Origin of the sequence: Alcanivorax xiamenensis (assembly GCF_009846745.1) — a bacterium.
GTDB lineage: Bacteria > Pseudomonadota > Gammaproteobacteria > Pseudomonadales > Alcanivoracaceae > Alloalcanivorax > Alloalcanivorax xiamenensis.
On record NZ_AQPF01000009.1, the window covers coordinates 98,694 to 118,668 of the forward strand.

Consider the following 19,975-nt stretch of genomic DNA (forward strand, 5'->3'; position numbering starts at 1 on the left):
AAGTCCAGGGAAAAGAAATGGTTCACGATGTCGCTCCGCCTGTGGGATAGCCAAGGGCACCCACGGCCTGCTCCGCCACATCCAGAACGCCTTCTCCAATCGGTTTCTGTTCTTCCATGCTCTCGAGGTAGTAATCGATGGCGGTCAGGGCATCCGCCAGGGTCTCCATGGCGGTGACCGTGGGTGCCTCGCTGCCACCGATCAACTCCTTCTCGATATAACACCGACAGGCGTTGGTTACGGCGCAGGCCCGCTCCAGGTCGAGGAAGGTCATCCCCCCCACCACCGAAGCGAAAGTGCCCGGAAGATTACTGAGATGCATGGTATCCCACTGTTGCTCCATATAGGAGGCCAACGACCGCTTTGCCAGCGCCAGGCCGGCGCGGCACTCGCCCACCACCGTCATGCGCGCCTCGTCCAGCTGATAGCGGGAGATGCGCTCATTGTTAACTTCGCGACGCACATCATCCGCCGGCGCCAGACTGCGCTCCAGGGTGGCGATGGTGTTCTCCGCGGCAAGCAGATCGTCCACCAGGGCGTGAAAGGCGCCGCTATCCACCTCGCCATCAGAGCGCCAGCCGGCCACATTCTCGGCGCGCTGGCGCAATCCCCCGGCGCTTTGATTCTCGCCGATCATCTCCAGAGTGCTGGCGATGCGCCCGAGCCCTTCGGCGATAGCGCCATAATCGGTATCCGCCACGCCCTGGGCGGCCATGTCCAGGGTGTCCTTGATCTGGTTGATTTCCTCCTTCAGGGCGCCGGCCACGGAGCGGATCACGGAGCCCTTGGAACCGGTCATCAACGCCAATTCACGCTGCAGATCGGCGTCGGCGGGACGTTCCCGCAGCCCGAACGCGGAGCGTACCTCGGTGGCGGCGCCCCCTTTTCCGCTGCCCAAAGCCGTGAGGTACAGGCATTCGCGCAACAGCTCCCCCGGCGGCTCCTGCTCAAGAGCATCGCGCCCCTGGTACACCAGAGCCTTCAATTGCCGGTCATAGCGGGCCAGCAAGGCGCGCCGGGCCGCGGTGAGCGCCATGTCGTCGTGCAGCAGGGACTCCAGCGCCGCTCGCGCCAGCCACCAGCGTTTGCCGCCGGCAAGCCGGTCAATACGTTCCATGGCCCGCAGCATCAGGCGCAGGTGGGTCTGTCGGTCCTGCCCCTGCAGCAGGCCCAGCAGCCCCACCTGGTACATGTGGCGTAGCCGGCGGCTTTGCCGGGCCAGGCCATCCCCATCAGTAGGCGGCCCCGGCGGCATGCGCGGCAGGCCCTCATCCACCTTAAAAAAGCGGCTTTCCGGCAGCGGCGCGCGGCCGGCGGCCTGGCGCAATTCATTGATGCCAGCCACCAGAACCTCCGGCAGCGGACTGCCGCTGAGCTGGACGTATTCCAAATAGTGGCCGAGCAACACGATGGCGTTACCCAGTGCCTGGATCAGGGGCGCTTCCGGTCGCCTCTGAATCTCCCTGGCGGTCAGCACCATGTCCTCCGCCATTACAGTGGCGGCATCCAGTTCCAGCATCTGGCAGATGCCACGTAATTGCTGGAAGGCATCGATGCACCGCTCCAGAGCCGCCCCCTCGGCCTGGTTCTCGGCGAAGGCTTCCAGGCTGGATTCCGATTCGCCAAGGGTGGTGTCGATGGCTTCCTTGAGAAAGGTCAAGGAGGTGGTATTGGTGATCGCGACCATGGGTAGCCCACTCGCTTGTTTTGGTTTGAACTTGATGCCACGGGCCCGGCGGGCAACCCGACCCAAGATGAGCCCGGTGGCGAGAGCGAAATAATTTTCACTTTGTCACTGCTCAAACGGTGCGTCAACTTTCGCCTCTAAGCAACTGATTTGTCTGCGCATTGTTAACCAGGGCACAGCCGAAATCAGTACCTCCCTCTCATCGTACTTTAGTTGACCGTATCGTAAGAATTGAACGGCTTATGATTACCGCCTGGTTTTCGCAGCGGGATCGTGGACCGTTGGAGCGGATCATGGAACTATTTTGGCGGGAACGCGCCCGGCTCGCCTCGGTCCCTGGCGGTGGACACAAAGTAAGCTCCGCGCGGGGGATTTCCCCCGGCACGGCATGCCAACTCAGGAGGTCAGAGCGGGAGTTCGCGGTTGCTGGCTTTGACGATTTCTTTTTTCAGATCTTCGTAACTGTGTACCGCCGGGAACTGGGGAAATTCCGCGATCACGTTGTCCGGAGCGTGGAACAGAATGCCCTGCTCCGCTTCCGACAGCATGGTGGTATCGTTGTAGGAGTCGCCCGCGGCGATGACCCGGTAGTTCAGGCTGTGCAGCGCCTTGACCGAGGCTCGCTTGGGGTCCTGCTGACGCAGTACGTAGTCGGTGATACGGCCACTATCGTCCACTTCCAGACGGTGGCAGAACAGGGTCGGCTGGCCCAGCTTACGCATCAACGGCAGTGCGAACTCATAGAAGGTGTCGGAGAGAATGATCAGTTGGAAGTGCTCCCGCGCCCAATCGACAAAGGCCGGGGCACCTTCCAACGGCTCCAGGGTATCGATCACCGCCTGGATATCCGACAGACCGTAGCCGTGTTGGTCGAGCAGCCCCAACCGCATTCGCATCAGTTCGTCGTAATCGGGGATATCCCGGGTGGTGGCCCGCAGTTCCTCGATCCCGGTGCGCTCGGCGAAGTTGATCCAGATTTCGGGGATCAGCACCCCTTCCAGATCAAGACATAACAATTCCACGTTGATCCCCCTTGGGATTGAATAAAGATGGACGGTGTCCTTGGCCGCGAACGGCGGTCCCGGCGGCTCCGAGCCGGCACACTCCCAGGCCGGCACAATGTAGCCGCGCCCCGGCCGCTTTGCAACGCGCTCACCGGGATCGGAGCCCCTGAACCGGCGCTCACAGCATGGGCAGTTCGATGTTCTGAAACAGCGCTTCGCGTTCCTCACGGGTGCTGGCCCGTACCGCCGCATCAATGACCTCACGGGTCAGGTGCGGAGCGAACAGTTGGATGAATTCGTACATGAAACCACGCAAGAAAGTCCCCTTGCGGAAACCGATCCGGGTGGTGCTGGGCTCGAACAGATGGCCTGCTTCCAGATTGACCAGCCCTTTGTCCTGAACCGGGTCCACCGCCATATGGGCCACGATGCCCACCCCCATGCCAAGGCGCACATAGGTCTTGATCACGTCCGCATCGGCGGCGGTGAACACCACTTTCGGTTCCAGGCCCTGCCGGGCGAAGGCATCGTCCAACTTGCTGCGGCCGGTGAAGCCGAATACATAGGTGACGATCGGGTACTCGGCCAGGGCCTCCAGGGTCAGCGGCTTGATCTTGGTCAGCGGGTGGCCTTCGGGAACCACCACGGTCCGGTTCCAGCGGTAGCAAGGCATCATCACCAGGTCGGTGAACAGCTCCAGAGCCTCGGTGGCGATGGCGAAATCGACGCTGCCGTCCGCCGCCATTTCCGAAATCTGCATCGGCGTGCCCTGATTCATATGCAGGGAGACATCCGGAAAGCGCTGGGTGAACTTCTGAATCACCGGTGGCAGAGCATAACGGGCCTGGGTGTGGGTGGTGGCGATGCTAAGGTCACCCTTGGTCTCGTCCCGGAATTCCTGGGCCACCCGCTTGATGGCCTCGGTTTGCTGGAGGATATCGCCGGCGATGCGCAGGATGGCCTCCCCCGCCGGGGTGACGTGGGTCAGGTGCTTGCCGCTGCGGGCGAATACCTCCACCCCCAGCTCATCCTCGAGCATGCGGATCTGCTTGCTGATGCCGGGTTGCGAGGTGTACAGAGCCTGGGCGGTGGCTGAGACATTCAGATCGTGGCGGGCCACTTCCCAGATATAACGAAGCTGCTGGAGTTTCATGGGCGCTCCCGGCCTATGCGCTGAACAGGTTATAAAAATATAAAGAACTATTCAGAGAAAGCATAGGGGGCAGCGTTTTTTCCGTTCAATGCGTGCGCCCGGTCTACGGTTCCGTCCGTGGCGCATTGGCGATGCCGTGTGGCACATGCCCGGCGGCCACGTGTTCACGGGCGGATTCGCAGTGGCCCTGCTGGTCGTCGAAGAAGACGTCGGCGCCGAAGGCGCGCAGGAACGGCCCCTTTGGCAACCCGCCCAGGAACAGGCTTTCGTCCAAACGGATCCCCCAGGCCCGGAGAGTCCGCACGACCCTTTCATGGGCCGGCGCCGAGCGCGCGGTGACCAGAGCGGTGCGAATCGGACACTGCTCCATGGGGAACGCCATCTGGATCTGGTGCAGCGCTTCCAGAAACGGCTTGAACGGCCCGTCACTGAGCGGCTGCCAGGCGGCTGCCTTCTCGCTCTCGGCGAACGCCTCCAGACCGCTGCTCTGGAACACCCGCTCGGATTCGTCGGAAAACAACACGGCGTCACCGTCGAAAGCAATCCGGAGGAGATCATCCTGTTGTTCCAGCGATCCGCCGGAAAGAATGTTGGCGGCGGCGAATCCGGCATCCAGCACCTGACGAACGTCATCCGGACTGGTGGACAGGAACAGGTGCGCACCAAATGCGGAGACGTAACGGTGTGGGCTTTGGCCGCCGGCAAAAGCCGCCCGGGTGATGGGGAGGCCGTAATGCTCTATGGAGTTGAAGACGCGCAAGCCGGTATCCGAACTGTTGCGCGACAGCAGAATCACCTCCACCCGGTCGCGGCCCTGCTCCAGCTTGTTGATGGCCAGCAGCTTGGTCACCAGAGGAAAGGCGTCGCCGGGCTTGAGGATGTCGTCCTCATGGGCGGTCTGGTACTCCTGAAAAGCGTCCAATCCTTCCTCTTCGTACACTTTGTGGCTGTCGCTGAGGTCGAACAATGCCCGGGAACTGATCGCCACCACCAGCTTGCCGTCAAAGGAAATCGCCATATTCATTTATCCTGTTGCGCTGCGGGCAGTATCCCCGCTGGCCTGGCAAAGCTCAATGGCGTTGCCGGAATGACGCGAATCGGCGGCGCTACGCTGTTGTCCAGCCCCAGGATGTGACATAAAGTTTCAGTGGCACCGCGGGGGATTCCGACCCGGTGCGCACTCAAAGCCCTCACACACATCCATCCGGGGAAAGGGAGTCATCCATGGCCGCGAATACAGTACGAAGCCGCCTTGACGATTTGCAGGCGCAGATTCGCAAGTTGGCGGAACGTTTCGATAACGAAAGGGATAAGCAGATCGCGCAGTTGGAAAAACAACTGGAGAAGGCTCGCCAGCGACTTAACCAGGAGGTCGAGCGCCGCCGCGACACGCTCAATCGACTCGAGAAGCTGCAGGCGGAATACCGGGAGAAAGCCAATGCCACGGTCAAGCGTCAACTGGACCGCGCCCGCAAAGCGGTGGACGAAGCGCGTTCCCGGGTGGACGAATCGGAAGCTCGCAAGCGGTTCCTGGAAACCGAGGTAAAGGTACTCAAAGCCACCGCCAAACAGGCCAACAGCCTGGCCAAAGTAATCGGCCAGTACCAAAAGGATCTGGAAAAGCGGGCCAAGGAGATTGAAAAGAGAGTCGGCGGCGATGCGCCGAAAGCGGCCCCTAAACGGAAGAAAGCCGCGGTGAGGAAGAAAGCCCCCGCGCCTCGGAAGAAAGCAGCCGCCAAGAAAAAAGCCGCGATAAAAGCCGCACCGGCGAAGAAAAAGGCCGCCACGCGTAAGAAAGCCGCGACCCGGGCGTCCCCGACACCAGGCGACGCTTCCTGAATCGCTCCGCGCCGGCGGCCCTGCCGTCGGCGCGGTCTTGCCTTTAGGCGCTCAGAACCGGTGCAGCAGACTCTGATAGTAGGCCACCACCGGCTTGCGATGGCTGCGCTCCATGGCCGGTAATCCCTTGTCCACGACTGAGGTGGAGGCCTTGTTGATGGTGGCGCGGGCAGTGGAGACGAGGCCGCGATTGATGGCGCCGAGCTTCAGACTGCCGAGGGTCTTGTCCAAATAGTTTTCAATAGCCCCATCGGTGATGCCATGCATCACTTCCACCAGGTGGGCCATCTCCCCTTCCCCGTTGGCGAACGATTCAAAAACCTGATTGGCGCGCTCGGCCAGATCCGGCGGCAATGGATAGCCGACAAAAATGTCGCCGCCCTTTTCCAGTCGCAGGGAACGGAAATGGTCCGCAAGAGCGTGTTGCTCCTCGACGCTGGCTTTGCGCATCAGGCGTCCCGCCAGCCCATGGGCTGCCTTACGGATCACTTTCATGGCCCCCATGATCATGTTCACCGCGGTACCGCGGGCGTTGACGGCTTCGATCGGCCCGGTGAAGTAGGTATGCAGGACTTCGTCGATGAAAGGATCGGTGATGCCATCCAGATCCGCGGCATGGTTGCCAGACGGGTTCTCCCGCATCTTGGCGAGAAAAGCGTCGATCCGCTGGCGCAGTGTTTCGCTGGCGGGAAAGGCCACGTACAGGGTGTCACTCATAATCTGAACTCGGCTTCCAATAACGGGTAAAAGTTTCAAACAATGGAAAGCGCCGATCATACCCAATGGTATACAAGGCGCCCGCAGCCGTGACGCCTGAACAGAATGTCTTTTCAGTCAGTCCGACGGCGCGGACAAAGCTGCCGCCGCCATTGCACCAGCACCCTCGCAAGCCGCTCGGTGGCCTGCATGAACGCCTCCGATTGCTCGTCCTCCAAGCGCAGTCGATCAAAGTCCTCCCGATTGCGCTGGGCCGGAGTAAGTGCCTTGCGAGCGTCGCCCCGGTGAAAATTTTCGCAGTCGTTGGCCAGTTGATGAATCGCCGCCAGATCCACTTTCGGTGCCACCCGCGCCGGCAGGCAATCCAATAACGCCGCCATTCTCAGACTGGCCTCGCCGGCATCGACCTGCCCTTGCATATAAGCCCGGCTGAGCACTTCCAGGCTCTCCAGAACCTGGGCATGGCGGTGCCGCTCAAGTTCCTCTTCACGGCGGCGGGACATCCAGCGCCAGATCAACAGCCCCAACACCACGCCGATCAGCAAGCCGATCGCGATTGCCAGGGCCAATTGCATGCCCATCCCCATAAAGTTCTCCTGGTTCACCGTGTCTTGATTGATTGGCCGCGCCGCCGGTCCGATGTTGTATGAAGGCGTATTGAAAATCATCATCGCCGGTCTCATATTGCGCCGGGAGGGCCGTCGATTCAGCCCTCCAGCCAGCACCATCGGCGCGCAGCGCAACATACCGGTTCCATCCGTCGGACGTCCAACCCGCCGGCCAGCGGACCACGCCAGGATTATGCACAGGCTCCAAGGAAACTTGAGAGGATTGCGAGAATTGTGAGGAGAGCCAAGCAGTGACGCCGAGCCTGCCCCCCTGGTTGCACCAACTGGGACAGACCCTGGAACCCTGGTTTCCCGCGCTCACTTTGATCGGGCTGCTGATGGCGGTCATTTCGACCCTGGCCATCCCCTGGCTGGTGATTCGCATGCCGGCGGATTACTTCACCGCCGAACGGCGCCCCACCCGCTATCGTCACCCCGGCCATTGGCTGCTGTGGGCATTGCGCAATGCCCTTGCAATAGTGCTGCTGGCCGCCGGCCTGCTGATGCTGGTATTGCCCGGGCAGGGCCTGCTGACCATGCTGATCGCGGTGATGGTCAGCACTTTTCCCGGCAAATACCGGCTGGAAAGGGCTATTGTCCGCCATCGCGGTGTGTTCCGGGCCGTCAACTGGATTCGCCGGCGCCGACGACGGGAACCGCTTCACTATCCTCCATGACAATCACGAGAATGCTGATTCGCTGGCAAGCCGACTTCCCAAAGCGGTTTCGCGGCTCCTTGTGTGATGCCAGCGAATATAGCAATAGACGTCGCCATGAGATGCCGTCGTGACGGAGGACTGTTGTAGAATATCCGTCCCGGCCGGCGCCGGGTGACGCTTTCGCTACTTTCACGGAGATATTGATGGCCCTGGCGAGTCTCGCGATCCGCTGGCACGACACCGCGTTTGATCTGCTCGATCAGCGCGCCCTGCCCGCCGACACCATCTGGCTGCGCATCACCAACGCTCGGGAGGCCGCCCAGGCCATCCGCGACATGGTGGTGCGTGGCGCCCCCGCTATCGGTATCACCGCTGGCTATGGCCTGGCCATGGAAGCCCAGCGGCTTGGCGATCAGGCTTCCCTGGCGGCGCTGGCACCGGCCTTCGAAGTGCTGGCGGCGAGCCGCCCTACCGCGGTGAACCTGTTTTGGGCGTTGGACCGGCTGCGTGAGGCCGCCGGTGATCTCGCTGGCACTGCTCTGGTGCGGCGCTTGAGTGAACAGGCCGAGAGTCTGCACCGTGATGATCTGGCCGCTAACCGGCGTCTGGGCGAGACTGGACTCGCTCTGCTGCCACGGCAGGCCAGGATCTACACCCATTGCAACACTGGCGCTCTCGCCACTGGCGGCCACGGCACCGCCCTCGGCATCATCCGTTCCGCCTGGGAAACAGGCCGGTTGCGGTCTGTGTACGCCGGGGAAACCCGGCCCTGGCAGCAGGGTGCCCGGCTGACCAGCTGGGAACTGATGCAGGATGGCATCCCCGTCACCCTGGTGGCGGACAGCTGCGCCGCTATGTTGATGGCCCAGGGTGAGGTGGATGTGGTGATCGTTGGCGCCGACCGGATCGCCGCCAACGGTGACACCGCCAACAAGATCGGCACCTATTCCCTTGCCGTGCTGGCCCGCCACCACGGCATTCCCTTTATCGTCGCGGCGCCGGAATCCACCCTGGATCCGGCCATGCGGGATGGTGCCGGCATCGTGATTGAGCAGCGCCCGCCCGAGGAAGTGCGACAAGTGGCGGGGCACCCCTGCGCGCCGGTGGATTGCCCGGTCTATAACCCCGCCTTCGACGTCACTCCAGCGGCGTTGATCAACGCCATTGTCACCGAAAGCGGGATTATCCGGTCTCCGGATCCGGTCGCCATGGCGGCGCACTTCGCCCGGAGGGCCTCATGAGCCAGCGCCCGTACTCCACTGCCGTTTTCCGCGAAGCCGCCCGCACACTGGCGGCCACTGGCCAGCGTCTGTATCGGCATGGTTGGTCCCCCGCCACCAGCAGTAATTATTCGATACGACTGAATGCCGGCCACGCCGCCATCACCCGCTCAGGCAAGGACAAAGGCTTGCTTGATGAAACCGACATCATGGTGGTGGATATGCAGGGGCAGCCGGTGGGTGACGGCAAACCCTCGGCGGAAACCTTGCTGCACACTCAGCTCTACCGGCGTCACGAGCACGTCGGCGCGGTACTGCACACCCACAGCCACGCCTCCACTGTGTTGACCATGCACTGGCCGGCGGATCACCTTACCCTGGAAGGGTATGAACTGTTGAAGGCCCTGGAGGGCATCACCACCCATGAAACCCGGGTGACTCTGCCGGTGTTCGACAATACTCAGGATATCGCCGCTCTGTCGGCGCGTGTGGATCAGGCCATGGACCAGGGCCTGGCGCGCCACGCTTACCTGATCCGTGGCCACGGCCTGTATACCTGGGCTGGGGATATGGCCACCTGTTACCGCCAGTTGGAAGCGCTGGAAACGCTGCTGGCCATTGAACTGGACCGTCGCCGGCTGGGTTAACCCCACCCCGCCGCGACTTTGAACGAGGATCATCCCATGAGCAATCTGAAAATATTCCGTGATGGCGAGCCCGAAAACCCGCTACTGGTGGTGGACAGCAAGGCCGCCATGGTGGTGGAACTGGCCAAGGCCGGCATCCGCTACGAGCAATGGGAAGCCGGCCAGGAACTCAGTGCCAGCCCATCCCAGGAAGAAGTGCTAGCGGCCTATGCCCGGGACATTGATCGGCTGAAGCGTGAGGAAGGTTACCAGACCGTGGATGTGGTCAGTATGCAACCGGACCATCCCGACAAAGCCGTATTCCGGGAGAAATTCCTCGACGAGCATCGCCACTCGGAAGACGAGGTTCGTTTTTTTGTCGAGGGCCAGGGGTTGTTCACGCTGCACATCGGTAATCAGGTTTATGAGGTGTTGTGCACCAAGGGCGACCTGCTCTCCGTACCGGCCAACACCCCGCACTGGTTCGACATGGGGCCGAACCCGCGCTTCGTGGCGATCCGCCTGTTCAACAACCCGGAAGGCTGGGTGGCCAACTTCACCGGCAGCGACATCGCCGGCCGGTTCAGTCGTCTGGAGAACTGAACCGATGACGATCGATGCTATTGTTACCGACATCGAAGGAACCACCAGCAGCATTTCCTTCGTCAAGGAGGTGCTGTTCCCCTATGCCCACCGGGAAATGGAAACCTTTCTGCGGACCCATTGGGAACAGCCCGCCGTAGCGGAATGCGTGACCCGGGCCCGTGCCGAAAGTGGCCACCCCCTGGCGTCGCCGGAACAGGCCGCGGCCCTGTTCCGGGACTGGATCGCCGAGGATCGCAAGATCACTCCCTTGAAAACATTGCAAGGCATGATCTGGCAAACAGGCTACGAGAGCGGTGATTACCAGGCCCACATGTACTCCGACGCCGTGGAGCGGCTGCGGGAGTGGCAGGCCCGGGGGCTGAAGTTGTATGTGTATTCGTCCGGTTCCGTTGCCGCCCAGAAACTGTTCTTCGGCTACAGCGAGGCCGGTGACCTGACGCCCTTGTTCAGTGGCTATTACGACACCACTAGCGGCGGCAAGAAAGAGGCTGACAGCTACCGGCGCATCACCGCCGACATTGGCGTGCCCGCCGGGCGGGTGCTGTTTCTCTCCGACGTGGAAGCGGAACTGGACGCGGCCCGGGACGCCGGTTTGAACACCACCTTGCTGGATCGCGAAAAGGTGGTTCGAAACACAGCGCATGCCCGCGCCGAAACCTTTTACGACGTCGCGATCTGACCGCACCGGTAGAGGATGAATTTGGCGTTGCCGGCCACCACATCCACGTGCGCGAATGCCCGCCGCAACGGCGGGCGGTAAGGCAGATGTCGATTGGCCACCACCCACAGCGCTCCGGTCTCCGCTAAATGCCGGCGGGCATGGCGGAACAGCGTCAACGCGACCCGGTCGTCGACGGCGTGGCCCCGATGGAACGGTGGGTTCAGCACGATCAGGTCAAATCGTTGCTCCAGGCCATCCAATCCGTTACCCAGATGGAACCGGCAGCGCTCGGGTTCGGGAGCGTGGAGCATGACGTTACGGCGCGCGCTTTCCACCGCCAGAAAGGATTCATCGCAGAAGGTCACCCGCGCCCCGGGATTGTCCACCGCCAGCGCCAGACCAAGCACGCCGTTACCGCAGCCGAGGTCCGCCACTTCTCCCTCCACCTGCCGGGGCAGATGTTCCAGCAGGAAGCGCGCGCCGATGTCCAGGTGCTGGCGACCGAAAACTCCGGCCCCGGTATGCAGCCGCCAGTCTCGTCCCGGCACGCTGACCAGTGCCTCTTCCGGCTGAGGCCGAAGGACCTTGCCCGGAGCGAGCGCCGAGAACCGGCGCGCCCTTTTCCAACCCAACCCGGCCTGGCCGTTACCCAGATAGGCCTCCATCAAAGGCACCAGGTTTGGCGGCAGGTGCTTGTCCATCCCCGCCAGCCAGATTGGCGTCCCCCGCGGAAGAAAACGGGCCAGCCAGTCCAGTTGCGCCTCCAGCAGCGACGACTCCTTGGGAACCCGCATCAACACCTGGTCGGGATGGACCGACGGTGTTTGCCACGGCCAGCACCAGCCGTCCTTCGGCAGTGCCATGTCATTGTCGGCGGCGTTGGCCTCCGCCGCGCGCCAGGCCAACCAGGAATCCCCCTGACTGCAGGCAGGCCCACGCCGCAGTGCCGTCAACCACAGAGCTCCGCACTGGTCGTTCACCACCAGGGTGACCGGCCCGGCGCCCTGCTCTTGCAGCGTTCTGAGTAAGTATCGATCCGCCGCGTCCCAGGCTTGCAGCCGCTCGTCGCGCCGGCGGGGCCAGCGCCGCAGGCGCAGATCATCCAGTTGTTCAGGTATTTCAGGCATCAAAACTGCTGTCAGAGTGGCTGGGAAAGGCGCATTGTACGGCCAATTGAGCAGAATATGGACAACCAGAAAGATTCCCGTTGCAAAACAGTAGCATTCTGAAAATTCGCTGCTAGAATACGCCCCCACATTCGGAGTATAGCTCAGCCTGGTAGAGCACTACGTTCGGGACGTAGGGGTCGCAGGTTCGAATCCTGCTACTCCGACCAAATTAAAAAGCCGGCCTCAGGGCCGGCTTTTTAATGCCCGTTTGCCAACGCCACAACCAGGACACCAACACCCCATCTCTGCCCGATTCCGCGGCCTTGACCACGAATGAGCCGTATCAGTGTGTTCCGTGTAAGCGGCCCGCTCCACCACAGTGATCCGCGGACCGCGGTAACCGTCAGAACGTGTACACGACCGAGACCCGGGTTTCCTGGTCGCTGCGGTGACTGCCGTCATCCGGCACCTTGGAGTTGCGTTTCAGCAGGTGGCTCAGACGCAGTGAGAAATGATCGTTGATCTTGGATGTCAGTGAGGTTTCCGCCCGCACCACGGTATTTTCATCGCCCACCTCAGTGGTGAAATCTTCCTTGAACGAAGCGGTTTCGGAGATTTTCCACTCGTACTTGGCGGCAAAGCGGCCGATTAAGCTTTCTTCCTTATCCTGACAGCTGGTGTAGGAATCGGAGGGGTCGAGACAGTCCACGCGATAACCGGGGCCAGCTTCCAGGTCCAGGGTATGGGTTTCGGTATCCAGGAAACGGCGACCGAGACCGACGGCGTAACTGGCCTGATAGTGGTAGCCGGAGAAGTTGTCTTTATCGTAGGTGACGATGTTGAAGATGTAATTCCGGCCCTCATAGCCGAATTTGCGATCCAGTTTATACGAGCCGTAATAGCGTTCGGCGGTGCGCTCGTCCTCGCGGGTTTCATCGTTGCGGGACATCTCATTGACCGCTTCCATCTTGCCGGTATGACGCCACAGCCGGCCGTCGTGGGTCAGATTGGCCACGGCAGCCAGGTTCTGGGAACGCGTATTCCCTGATTTCAGAAGATAGGACCCTTCCAGTTCGATATCCCAACCTCGCGGTTTCGCTGTTTCTTCCGCTTCCTGGGCGTAACTCAGGGCCGGCCCCGCCGCCAGGGCGCATGCCAGGACCAAGCATTGTTTGCGCATCATGCCTCCTACGCTATGTTTGTGGTTCAAGGCCCGTTCCAGGGCCACTAAAAGGGCGCATTATGCGCAAACGCGCGCGCCCGCCCCACCATCTGCGACGCTTTGGTGGGTATTTTTACAATAGGACTGTCTACCGGTCACGATCCGGCACCCGCGAAGGTGCCATGAACAAGGCACCATGAACAGAGCCACGGCAACGACGCTCAGTATAGCGGGCACTCAGGTGCGTTGGGCAACACCGCCCCAACCGCTATAATGCGCCCCCGGTCACCCAACGGAGCAGTTCATGTCCAACCAACGCCGCGCACAGCTCAGTTCTCTCATGCAGGAACGCATTGTCATCCTGGATGGAGGCATGGGCACCATGATTCAGCGCCTCAAGCTCAGCGAAGACGACTTTCGGGGCACTCAGTACGCGGACTGGCACTGCGATCTGAAGGGCAATAACGACCTTCTGTCCATTACTCAGCCGGACAAAATCGAAGCGTTGCATCGTGCTTATCTGGAAGCCGGCGCCGATATCATCGAAACCAACTCCTTCAACAGCACCGCCATCGCCATGGCGGACTACGACATGCAGGCGCTGGCCCACCAGTTGAACAAGGCCTCCGCGGAGGTGGCACGTCGCGCCGCCGATGCGGTGGCCACGCCGGAGCGTCCGCGTTTTGTCGCCGGGGTGCTCGGCCCGACCAACCGGACCGCCAGTATCAGCCCGGACGTCAATGATCCCGGTTACCGGAACGTCAATTTCGACACTCTGGTGGGAGCGTACCTGGAGGCTGTGGACGGTCTGGTTCAGGGCGGCTCCGATCTGATTCTGATCGAAACCATCTTCGATACCCTGAACGCCAAGGCGGCGGTGTTCGCGGTGGATCAGTATTGTTACGAGCGGGGACTGGATCTGCCGGTAATGATCTCCGGCACCATAACCGATGCCTCGGGCCGCACACTCACCGGACAGACCACGGAGGCCTTCTACAACTCGTTGCGCCACGCCCGGCCGATTTCCATTGGCCTGAACTGCGCCCTGGGTCCGATGGAGTTGCGTCCTTATATAGAAGAGCTGTCGCGCCTTTCCGAGTTCGCGGTTTCCGCCCACCCCAACGCGGGTCTGCCCAACGAGATGGGCGAGTACGATCTGGACCCGGATACCATGGCAAAGGAAATCCGCGGTTGGGCCCAGAAGGGCTTCCTCAACATCATTGGCGGCTGCTGCGGCACCACCCCTGAACATATCGCCGCCATGGCGGCGGCGGTGCGGGACTGCTCACCACGGGCTCTGCCGTCGATACCGGTGCACTGCCGCCTGTCTGGTCTTGAACCTTGCAATATCGCGCCGGACTCGTTGTTCGTTAACGTGGGCGAGCGCACCAATGTCACCGGTTCCAAGCGCTTTCTCCGTCTGATCAAGGAAGGCGACTACGATACAGCCTTGGATGTGGCCCGGGACCAGGTGGAAAACGGCGCCCAGATCATCGACATCAACATGGACGAGGGCATGCTCGATTCGCTCGAGTGCATGGTCCGCTTCCTTAACCTGGTGGCGTCCGAGCCGGAAATCTCCAAGGTGCCGGTGATGATCGACTCCTCCAAATGGGAAGTGATCGAAGCCGGCCTGAAGTGCATCCAGGGCAAGGGCGTGGTGAACTCCATTTCCCTCAAAGAGGGGGAAGAGGCGTTCCTGAATCAGGCACGCCTGATTCGTCGCTATGGCGCGGCCACCGTGGTCATGGCCTTCGATGAAGAGGGCCAGGCGGAAACCCGTGAACAGAAAGTGGCAATCTGCAGCCGGGCTTATAAGTTGCTGACCGAGGAAGTGGGCTTCCCGCCGGAAGACATTATCTTCGACCCCAACATCTTCGCCATCGCCACCGGCATCGAGGAACACAACAATTACGCGGTGGACTTCATCGAGGCGGTGGCGGAAATCAAACGTACCCTGCCCCATGCACTGATTTCCGGTGGTGTCTCCAACGTGAGCTTCTCGTTCCGGGGCAATAACCCGGTGCGTGAAGCGATTCACGCGGTGTTTTTGTACCACGCCATTAAGAACGGCATGGACATGGGGATCGTCAACCCGTCTCAGCTGGCGATTTATGCGGATATTCCCGAGGAACTGCGCGACGCGGTGGAAGACGTGGTGCTGAATCGCCGGGATGATGGCACCGAACGGCTTCTCGACCTGGCGGAGAAGTATCGCGACAGCGGTGACAAGGAAATCAAGAAAGAGGATCAGGAATGGCGTTCCTGGCCGGTGGAGAAGCGCCTTGAACACGCCCTTGTCAAAGGCATCACCGACCATGTGGAAAGCGATACCGAAGAAGCCCGCTTGCGGGCGGAGCGCCCTCTGCATGTGATAGAAGGCCCGTTGATGGACGGCATGAACGTGGTCGGCGACTTGTTCGGCGCCGGCAAGATGTTCCTGCCGCAAGTGGTCAAATCCGCCCGGGTCATGAAAAAAGCAGTGGCCTATTTGCTGCCTTTCATGGAAAAGGAAAAAGAGGAAATGGGCACCCAGGATGAGTCCAACGGGCGCATCCTGATGGCCACGGTGAAAGGCGATGTCCACGATATCGGTAAGAACATTGTTGGTGTGGTACTGCAGTGTAACGGTTACGAGGTCATCGACCTCGGCGTTATGGTGCCCTGCGATAAAATTCTCGAAACCGCTCGCGCCGAAAACGTGGACATCGTCGGACTGTCTGGCCTGATCACTCCGTCGCTGGACGAAATGGTCCATGTGGCCAGTGAAATGGAACGGCTGGAAATGGATCTGCCGCTGATGATCGGCGGCGCCACCACCAGCCGCATTCACACCGCGGTGAAGATCGATCCCAACTATCGTCATGCCGTGGTCCACGTGGCGGACGCGTCCCGCGCTGTGGGCGTGGTTTCCCGGCTGCTGTCCGATACCCAGAAAGACGGCTATGTGGCGGAAACCAAATCCACCTATCAGGACCTGCGCGACCGGCGTAAACAACAACAGGTGGACCGCTCCCTGGTCAGCATCGAAAAGGCCCGGCAACACCGTTTTCAGCCTGACTGGAGCGGTTACACCCCGCCGGAGCCAAAGGTCAAAGGCATCAAGGTGTTTGACGACTATCCCCTGGAAGAGCTGGTGGAGCGCATCGACTGGACACCGTTTTTCCGATCCTGGGAATTGGCTGGCCGCTACCCGCGAATTCTCGAGGATGAGGTTGTCGGCGAGGAGGCCACCCGCCTCTACCATGACGCTCGTGCCATGCTGGATCGACTGCTCAAGGAGAAATGGCTCACCGCGCGGGGAGTGATCGGTTTCTGGCCGGCGCAATCGGATATGGACGATATTCAGCTGTTCCGGCAACCCGGTGATAGCGAACCGTTCATGACGCTGCATCACCTGCGTCAACAACTCGACCGGGAAAAGAACGATAAACCGGATTATTGCCTGAGTGACTTCATCGCCCCGGCGGACAGCGGAAAGCAGGATTGGCTCGGCGGCTTCGCGGTCACCACCGGCATTGGTATTGATGAGCATGTGGCGCGCTTCGAGGCGGATCATGACGATTACTCCGCGATCATGCTCAAGGCCCTGGCCGACCGACTCGCCGAGGCATTCGCCGAGCGCATGCACGAACGGGTACGCAAGGAATTCTGGGGATACGCCGCCGATGAGACCCTGGATAATGATGCACTGATTTCCGAGCAGTACCGGGGAATCCGCCCTGCTCCCGGCTACCCGGCCTGCCCGGACCACACCGAGAAGGCACTGTTGTGGGCGTTGCTGGAGCCGGAGAAAAACGCCGGCATGACGCTCACTGAGCACTACGCCATGTTCCCCGCCGCGGCGGTGTCCGGCTGGTACTTCTCGCACCCGGAAGCCAAGTATTTCGGTACTGGTAAGCTCGGCAAGGATCAAATGGACGATTATGCCGCCCGCAAGGGAATGAGCCGGAAGGAAATCGAAAAGATGGTTCCTCACCTGCTTGGTTATATCGACGAGGACTAGACGCCAGACGACAGACGCCAAGAGATGAAAAACCAGCCCTACAGCGCTGGCAAACATTAAAAACGCTTATTGAGATCCGCAAGGTTTGAATATCTGGTGTTCTAAAGCGTCCGGCGTCTAGCGTCCAGCATCTGGCGATTCATTCCGGGCCACGGTACCCGCCGCGCCATCCAGGGATACCCACTCCTCGTCACGCACGCCATGGACGGCGTCGGCCAGTCCCCATACCGCCGGAATACCGCAGGCACGGGCCAGACTGGCGGCGGGATTGGCCGGATCCCGGCGGCTCAGGATCAAGGCGCCGGCGCGCGCCAGCCAGGGGGTCCAGGCCGCATCCACCTCATCCACCACCAGCACATCTCCCGGCCGGATATTGTTCAGCGCCCAGGCGCTGCAGAGCCGACGTACCGGCCCTTCCACCCGTCCGGGCACCAGCGGCAAACCCAGCAGTAATGGCTCCGAGGGTTTGCCCCCAAAACCATAGCCAATGCGGTCCATTTTCCAATCCGGCGCGCCAACCAGGGCGTCTTCCAGGAAACGGACCTTACGCTGGGCGATGATCCGCCCGGCGGCGGATTTTGGGATCCGTCGTTGCATCCACAGGATCCAGAGCTCATCGAAATACAGGAAATGGACATCGTCCGGATGCGCCAGTAACTCTTGTGATACCAGCTCCTTGGCGGCGTGCATCAGCAGGTCCCGCAGCTGTTGCGCCAACGACTGACGTAATGTCCGTGCCTGCCTTGCCAGCGACAACCAGGCGGCCGTTTCCGCTCCCAGCCGGTCATCGGAATCTTCGCGCCGGCGCCGTTCGCCAGCGGCTTCCAATACCGCTCTCAGGGTCGGGCTGTCCCGCACGGGCGCATGCACCGGGTCATCGCCGGGGCGCAGTGCCGCCAGTTCGTCCGCGGGTCCGACACTCGCCTGTTCCTCCCCGCTCTTCCCCTCATCCCTCGTTCTCAACTCAAGGGCCTGATCCAATGCCCGCAGTTCGGAGGCCGTCAGCAGCGAGGCCAGCGGAAAGGGTTGATCGGCGCAACCGGGCAACTCCGGTAACCATAGATAACACAACCGGCCTTCCAGGCGGGCCAGACGCTCACCGATGCGATCCAGCGCGATCAGTTGACGCCAAAACGCATCCCGATCCGAGTTCATCGCCCGTTCTTGTTTCGATTGAAGCTGTTTCAGGTGACGTTCCAGCATCACCAGCGTCCAAAGCCAGCGCCGTCGCGGAGGAGACAACTTCCGGCGAGTGGCCATATCCTCAAGGGATTCCGGCGGCTGCCAGGCAGGCGGCACCTGGGACCAGGCCGCCGGCCAGGTTTCCGCCAGGCGGCGAAAGTAAATCCCGTTACTGTACAAATGACTGTGCTGGCGGCGGTAAGGTTCGACGTTCTCCAGCTCCTTCCAACCGTGGCGGCGGGCCAACGGCCACCAGAACGCGGTTTTCAACCAACGCCCTTCCAGCGTATACCAAAGGGGCGTCAGCGCCTGATTGAACACGGCGCCGCCGGCCCGCCGGTTCCAGGCTTCCTCGGGTACCGGCAGCGACCCCACCGGCAGGCTCTGCAGTAGCCAGATCCGGTCTCCGTCATACCCCCACTCTCCGGCCTGCGGATGGTGAAACTGGTTGCGCAGCAAGTGCCCCAGGGTCACCAGCGCCTCAGCGGGCACAATCCGCTCCAGACCCGGGGAACCGTCCCCGCGATGCACCAACCGTCCATCGGTATCGAACACCAACCGTTGCCGCTGCCCTGCCCCGGCGGGAACGCCCTCCACCACCATATGTGGCAGATCCTGGCGCAACGGATGGCGTGTGAACAGGACGCCCGCGGCCTGCAGGTCCGGCAAGGCCTGGATGATTGCATGGTCCGGTCCGGGGCGGTGTTCGAACAGTTCATGGAGGGCATGGGCCAGGGCCTGGTCACTGTCCAGTTTCAGCAGGCTCTCCCGCCGGGAGCGGGGGTTGATCACGCCGTGATGCAGTACCCAGCGGCGCTGCCGCCCGAACATTCGCGGCAAGGCACGCAGCCGGCGGGCGAGATCATCCACCTGCAGCGCCAGCACCGTTTCACGGCTGACCCGCCAACTGGGCGGTATTGGCAACCCGGATGCCGCCCAGCGTTGGACGTTCTCGGCCCCGTTGACGTCAGGGCCCAGTACCTCGATCCCGCTCATGCTTTGGCGAGACTCCCCCGCCCCGCCAACCGCAGACCGGTGAAATAAATCACGGGCGTCAAGACGGCAACCCCCGCCGACAGCACCAGGGCGATACCACCAAACAACACCGGGGCCTTCATCAAAGTGCTCATCAGCGAATCCTGCCAATAAAAAAACCATTCATGTTCCGGCGGAAACAGCCAGATATGAAACTGGTAAAACACGGCTTCCGGGCCCGCCACCGCGAGCCAGAGTGCCAGCCCGAGCAAGGGCACCGCCAGAGCGAGGGCCCGGCTGCTCCGGGACGGGCGGCGCTGTCGCCTTACCAATAGGGCCAGTGGCCACCAGAGACAAGCCGCGATCAGCGTAACCACCGTACCCAGCCGGATCAGATGGGCGACGTCCTTGAGATGCAGGATTTCCGCCTGCCGCAGCAGTGGGACCGGCTCACCCAGACGGTTTGGATAGTGGATCGCCTCCAGCCCTTCACCATTGTCATGGACGGCCTGGCGGATTTCGTGGAACAGCGTCTGATATTGCTCCGCCTCGAGCCGCTCGAAGTCCCTACGGTACCGGTTCTGAGGACCGTATTCCTGAATGTGCCCCTCAATATCAAGCGTTGGATACCAGAATGCGTAGCCGTAGTCGCACAGGCTGTAGAGTCCCCAGCTAACGCCGAGCGCCAGGATCATGGCATTGAGGGTATAGAGCCACCAGGCCGCCAGGGAGGCGGCGCCACGAGCAGGGCCGACCATCGC

The 19,975-nt window shown here is 61.6% G+C and carries 17 protein-coding genes and 1 tRNA gene; 8 read left to right on the top strand and 10 right to left on the bottom strand.

The genetic code is table 11. The features are described from left to right. Positions 1-22 precede the first annotated feature (22 nt). The 4 genes from A6D6_RS08480 to A6D6_RS08495 all read right to left on the bottom strand — a co-directional run bounded on the left by A6D6_RS08480 (position 23) and on the right by A6D6_RS08495 (position 4,862). On the bottom strand, positions 23-1,687 hold the full coding sequence (locus tag A6D6_RS08480) for a FimL-related protein (protein WP_159660478.1): 1,665 nt from the start codon (positions 1,685-1,687) through the stop codon (positions 23-25). A 404-nt stretch (positions 1,688-2,091) separates the two neighbouring features. Continuing rightward, entirely contained in the window at positions 2,092-2,709 is a 618-nt protein-coding gene (gene thrH, locus A6D6_RS08485; RefSeq protein WP_159660479.1) for a bifunctional phosphoserine phosphatase/homoserine phosphotransferase ThrH, read from the bottom strand. Between the two features lie 160 nt (positions 2,710-2,869). Further along, entirely contained in the window at positions 2,870-3,844 is a 975-nt protein-coding gene (gene cysB / locus A6D6_RS08490; RefSeq protein WP_133490811.1) for an HTH-type transcriptional regulator CysB, read from the bottom strand. A gap of 103 nt (positions 3,845-3,947) precedes the next feature. Continuing rightward, a complete protein-coding gene (locus A6D6_RS08495; protein WP_133490810.1) occupies positions 3,948-4,862 on the bottom strand; it encodes a 5'-nucleotidase in 915 nt (304 codons plus the stop codon). A gap of 206 nt (positions 4,863-5,068) precedes the next feature. Between A6D6_RS08495 and A6D6_RS08500 the strand changes: the two genes are divergently transcribed. Then, positions 5,069-5,683, top strand: a complete 615-nt coding sequence (locus A6D6_RS08500; RefSeq protein WP_159660480.1) for a hypothetical protein — start codon at positions 5,069-5,071, stop codon at positions 5,681-5,683. A gap of 51 nt (positions 5,684-5,734) precedes the next feature. On the opposite strand, the gene A6D6_RS08505 is transcribed toward A6D6_RS08500, so the two are convergent. Both A6D6_RS08505 and A6D6_RS08510 read right to left on the bottom strand, forming a co-directional pair. After that, complete coding sequence (locus A6D6_RS08505; RefSeq protein ID WP_159660481.1) at positions 5,735-6,400, bottom strand: hypothetical protein; 666 nt, start codon at positions 6,398-6,400, stop codon at positions 5,735-5,737. A 113-nt stretch (positions 6,401-6,513) separates the two neighbouring features. After that, positions 6,514-7,071, bottom strand: a complete 558-nt coding sequence (locus A6D6_RS08510; protein ID WP_236564040.1) for a DUF2489 domain-containing protein — start codon at positions 7,069-7,071, stop codon at positions 6,514-6,516. 188 nt (positions 7,072-7,259) lie between these two features. Between A6D6_RS08510 and A6D6_RS08515 the strand changes: the two genes are divergently transcribed. From A6D6_RS08515 to mtnC, 5 genes are all read left to right on the top strand, one after another. After that, a complete protein-coding gene (locus A6D6_RS08515) occupies positions 7,260-7,685 on the top strand; it encodes a hypothetical protein (RefSeq protein ID WP_133490807.1) in 426 nt (141 codons plus the stop codon). Between the two features lie 185 nt (positions 7,686-7,870). After that, positions 7,871-8,908: an S-methyl-5-thioribose-1-phosphate isomerase gene (mtnA, locus tag A6D6_RS08520; protein ID WP_159660482.1), complete on the top strand. Its 1,038-nt coding sequence runs from the start codon at positions 7,871-7,873 to the stop codon at positions 8,906-8,908. After that, positions 8,905-9,534 (top strand): methylthioribulose 1-phosphate dehydratase, encoded by a 630-nt coding sequence (locus tag A6D6_RS08525; RefSeq protein ID WP_133490805.1) that lies wholly within the window; start codon positions 8,905-8,907, stop codon positions 9,532-9,534. The genes mtnA and A6D6_RS08525 overlap by 4 nt, the downstream gene beginning before the upstream one ends. Before the next feature lie 36 nt (positions 9,535-9,570). Beyond that, a complete protein-coding gene (locus A6D6_RS08530; protein ID WP_133490804.1) occupies positions 9,571-10,116 on the top strand; it encodes a 1,2-dihydroxy-3-keto-5-methylthiopentene dioxygenase in 546 nt (181 codons plus the stop codon). A 4-nt stretch (positions 10,117-10,120) separates the two neighbouring features. After that, entirely contained in the window at positions 10,121-10,798 is a 678-nt protein-coding gene (mtnC, locus tag A6D6_RS08535) for an acireductone synthase (protein ID WP_133490803.1), read from the top strand. Here the strand turns inward: mtnC and A6D6_RS08540 are convergent. Continuing rightward, entirely contained in the window at positions 10,780-11,907 is a 1,128-nt protein-coding gene (locus A6D6_RS08540) for a methyltransferase (protein ID WP_159660483.1), read from the bottom strand. The two genes, mtnC and A6D6_RS08540, sit on opposite strands and share 19 nt — an antisense overlap. Positions 11,908-12,039: 132 nt before the next feature. Between A6D6_RS08540 and A6D6_RS08545 the strand changes: the two genes are divergently transcribed. Further along, a tRNA-Pro gene (locus tag A6D6_RS08545) sits at positions 12,040-12,116 on the top strand. A gap of 176 nt (positions 12,117-12,292) precedes the next feature. Here A6D6_RS08545 and A6D6_RS08550 read toward each other — a convergent pair. After that, entirely contained in the window at positions 12,293-13,069 is a 777-nt protein-coding gene (locus A6D6_RS08550) for a DUF481 domain-containing protein (RefSeq protein WP_133490801.1), read from the bottom strand. A gap of 286 nt (positions 13,070-13,355) precedes the next feature. On the opposite strand from A6D6_RS08550, the gene metH reads away from it, so the two are divergent. After that, positions 13,356-17,057, top strand: a complete 3,702-nt coding sequence (gene metH / locus A6D6_RS08555) for a methionine synthase (protein ID WP_159660484.1) — start codon at positions 13,356-13,358, stop codon at positions 17,055-17,057. Between the two features lie 117 nt (positions 17,058-17,174). On the opposite strand, the gene A6D6_RS08560 is transcribed toward metH, so the two are convergent. Together A6D6_RS08560 and A6D6_RS08565 are read right to left on the bottom strand one after the other, a co-directional pair. After that, positions 17,175-19,235 carry a PEP-utilizing enzyme gene (locus tag A6D6_RS08560; protein WP_133490799.1) on the bottom strand — a complete coding sequence of 687 codons (2,061 nt, stop codon included), beginning with the start codon at positions 19,233-19,235 and terminating at the stop codon, positions 17,175-17,177. Next, positions 19,232-19,972: a lipoprotein intramolecular transacylase Lit gene (locus tag A6D6_RS08565; protein WP_133490798.1), complete on the bottom strand. Its 741-nt coding sequence runs from the start codon at positions 19,970-19,972 to the stop codon at positions 19,232-19,234. The genes A6D6_RS08560 and A6D6_RS08565 overlap by 4 nt, the downstream gene beginning before the upstream one ends. Positions 19,973-19,975: the final 3 nt, after the last annotated feature.

What these genes read in the sequence shown, in the direction of transcription:
- mtnC (WP_133490803.1), top strand. Translation starts at nt 10,121, where the DNA reads ATGACGATCGATGCTATTGTTACCGACATCGAAGGAACCACCAGCAGC.
- A6D6_RS08500 (WP_159660480.1), top strand. Translation starts at nt 5,069, where the DNA reads ATGGCCGCGAATACAGTACGAAGCCGCCTTGACGATTTGCAGGCGCAG.
- A6D6_RS08480 (WP_159660478.1), bottom strand. Translation starts at nt 1,687, where the DNA reads ATGGTCGCGATCACCAATACCACCTCCTTGACCTTTCTCAAGGAAGCC.
- A6D6_RS08505 (WP_159660481.1), bottom strand. Translation starts at nt 6,400, where the DNA reads ATGAGTGACACCCTGTACGTGGCCTTTCCCGCCAGCGAAACACTGCGC.
- A6D6_RS08530 (WP_133490804.1), top strand. Translation starts at nt 9,571, where the DNA reads ATGAGCAATCTGAAAATATTCCGTGATGGCGAGCCCGAAAACCCGCTA.
- A6D6_RS08550 (WP_133490801.1), bottom strand. Translation starts at nt 13,069, where the DNA reads ATGCGCAAACAATGCTTGGTCCTGGCATGCGCCCTGGCGGCGGGGCCG.
- A6D6_RS08540 (WP_159660483.1), bottom strand. Translation starts at nt 11,907, where the DNA reads ATGCCTGAAATACCTGAACAACTGGATGATCTGCGCCTGCGGCGCTGG.
- A6D6_RS08510 (WP_236564040.1), bottom strand. Translation starts at nt 7,071, where the DNA reads ATGATGATTTTCAATACGCCTTCATACAACATCGGACCGGCGGCGCGG.
- metH (WP_159660484.1), top strand. Translation starts at nt 13,356, where the DNA reads ATGTCCAACCAACGCCGCGCACAGCTCAGTTCTCTCATGCAGGAACGC.
- cysB (WP_133490811.1), bottom strand. Translation starts at nt 3,844, where the DNA reads ATGAAACTCCAGCAGCTTCGTTATATCTGGGAAGTGGCCCGCCACGAT.
- A6D6_RS08565 (WP_133490798.1), bottom strand. Translation starts at nt 19,972, where the DNA reads ATGGTCGGCCCTGCTCGTGGCGCCGCCTCCCTGGCGGCCTGGTGGCTC.
- A6D6_RS08525 (WP_133490805.1), top strand. Translation starts at nt 8,905, where the DNA reads ATGAGCCAGCGCCCGTACTCCACTGCCGTTTTCCGCGAAGCCGCCCGC.
- A6D6_RS08560 (WP_133490799.1), bottom strand. Translation starts at nt 19,235, where the DNA reads ATGAGCGGGATCGAGGTACTGGGCCCTGACGTCAACGGGGCCGAGAAC.
- mtnA (WP_159660482.1), top strand. Translation starts at nt 7,871, where the DNA reads ATGGCCCTGGCGAGTCTCGCGATCCGCTGGCACGACACCGCGTTTGAT.
- A6D6_RS08495 (WP_133490810.1), bottom strand. Translation starts at nt 4,862, where the DNA reads ATGGCGATTTCCTTTGACGGCAAGCTGGTGGTGGCGATCAGTTCCCGG.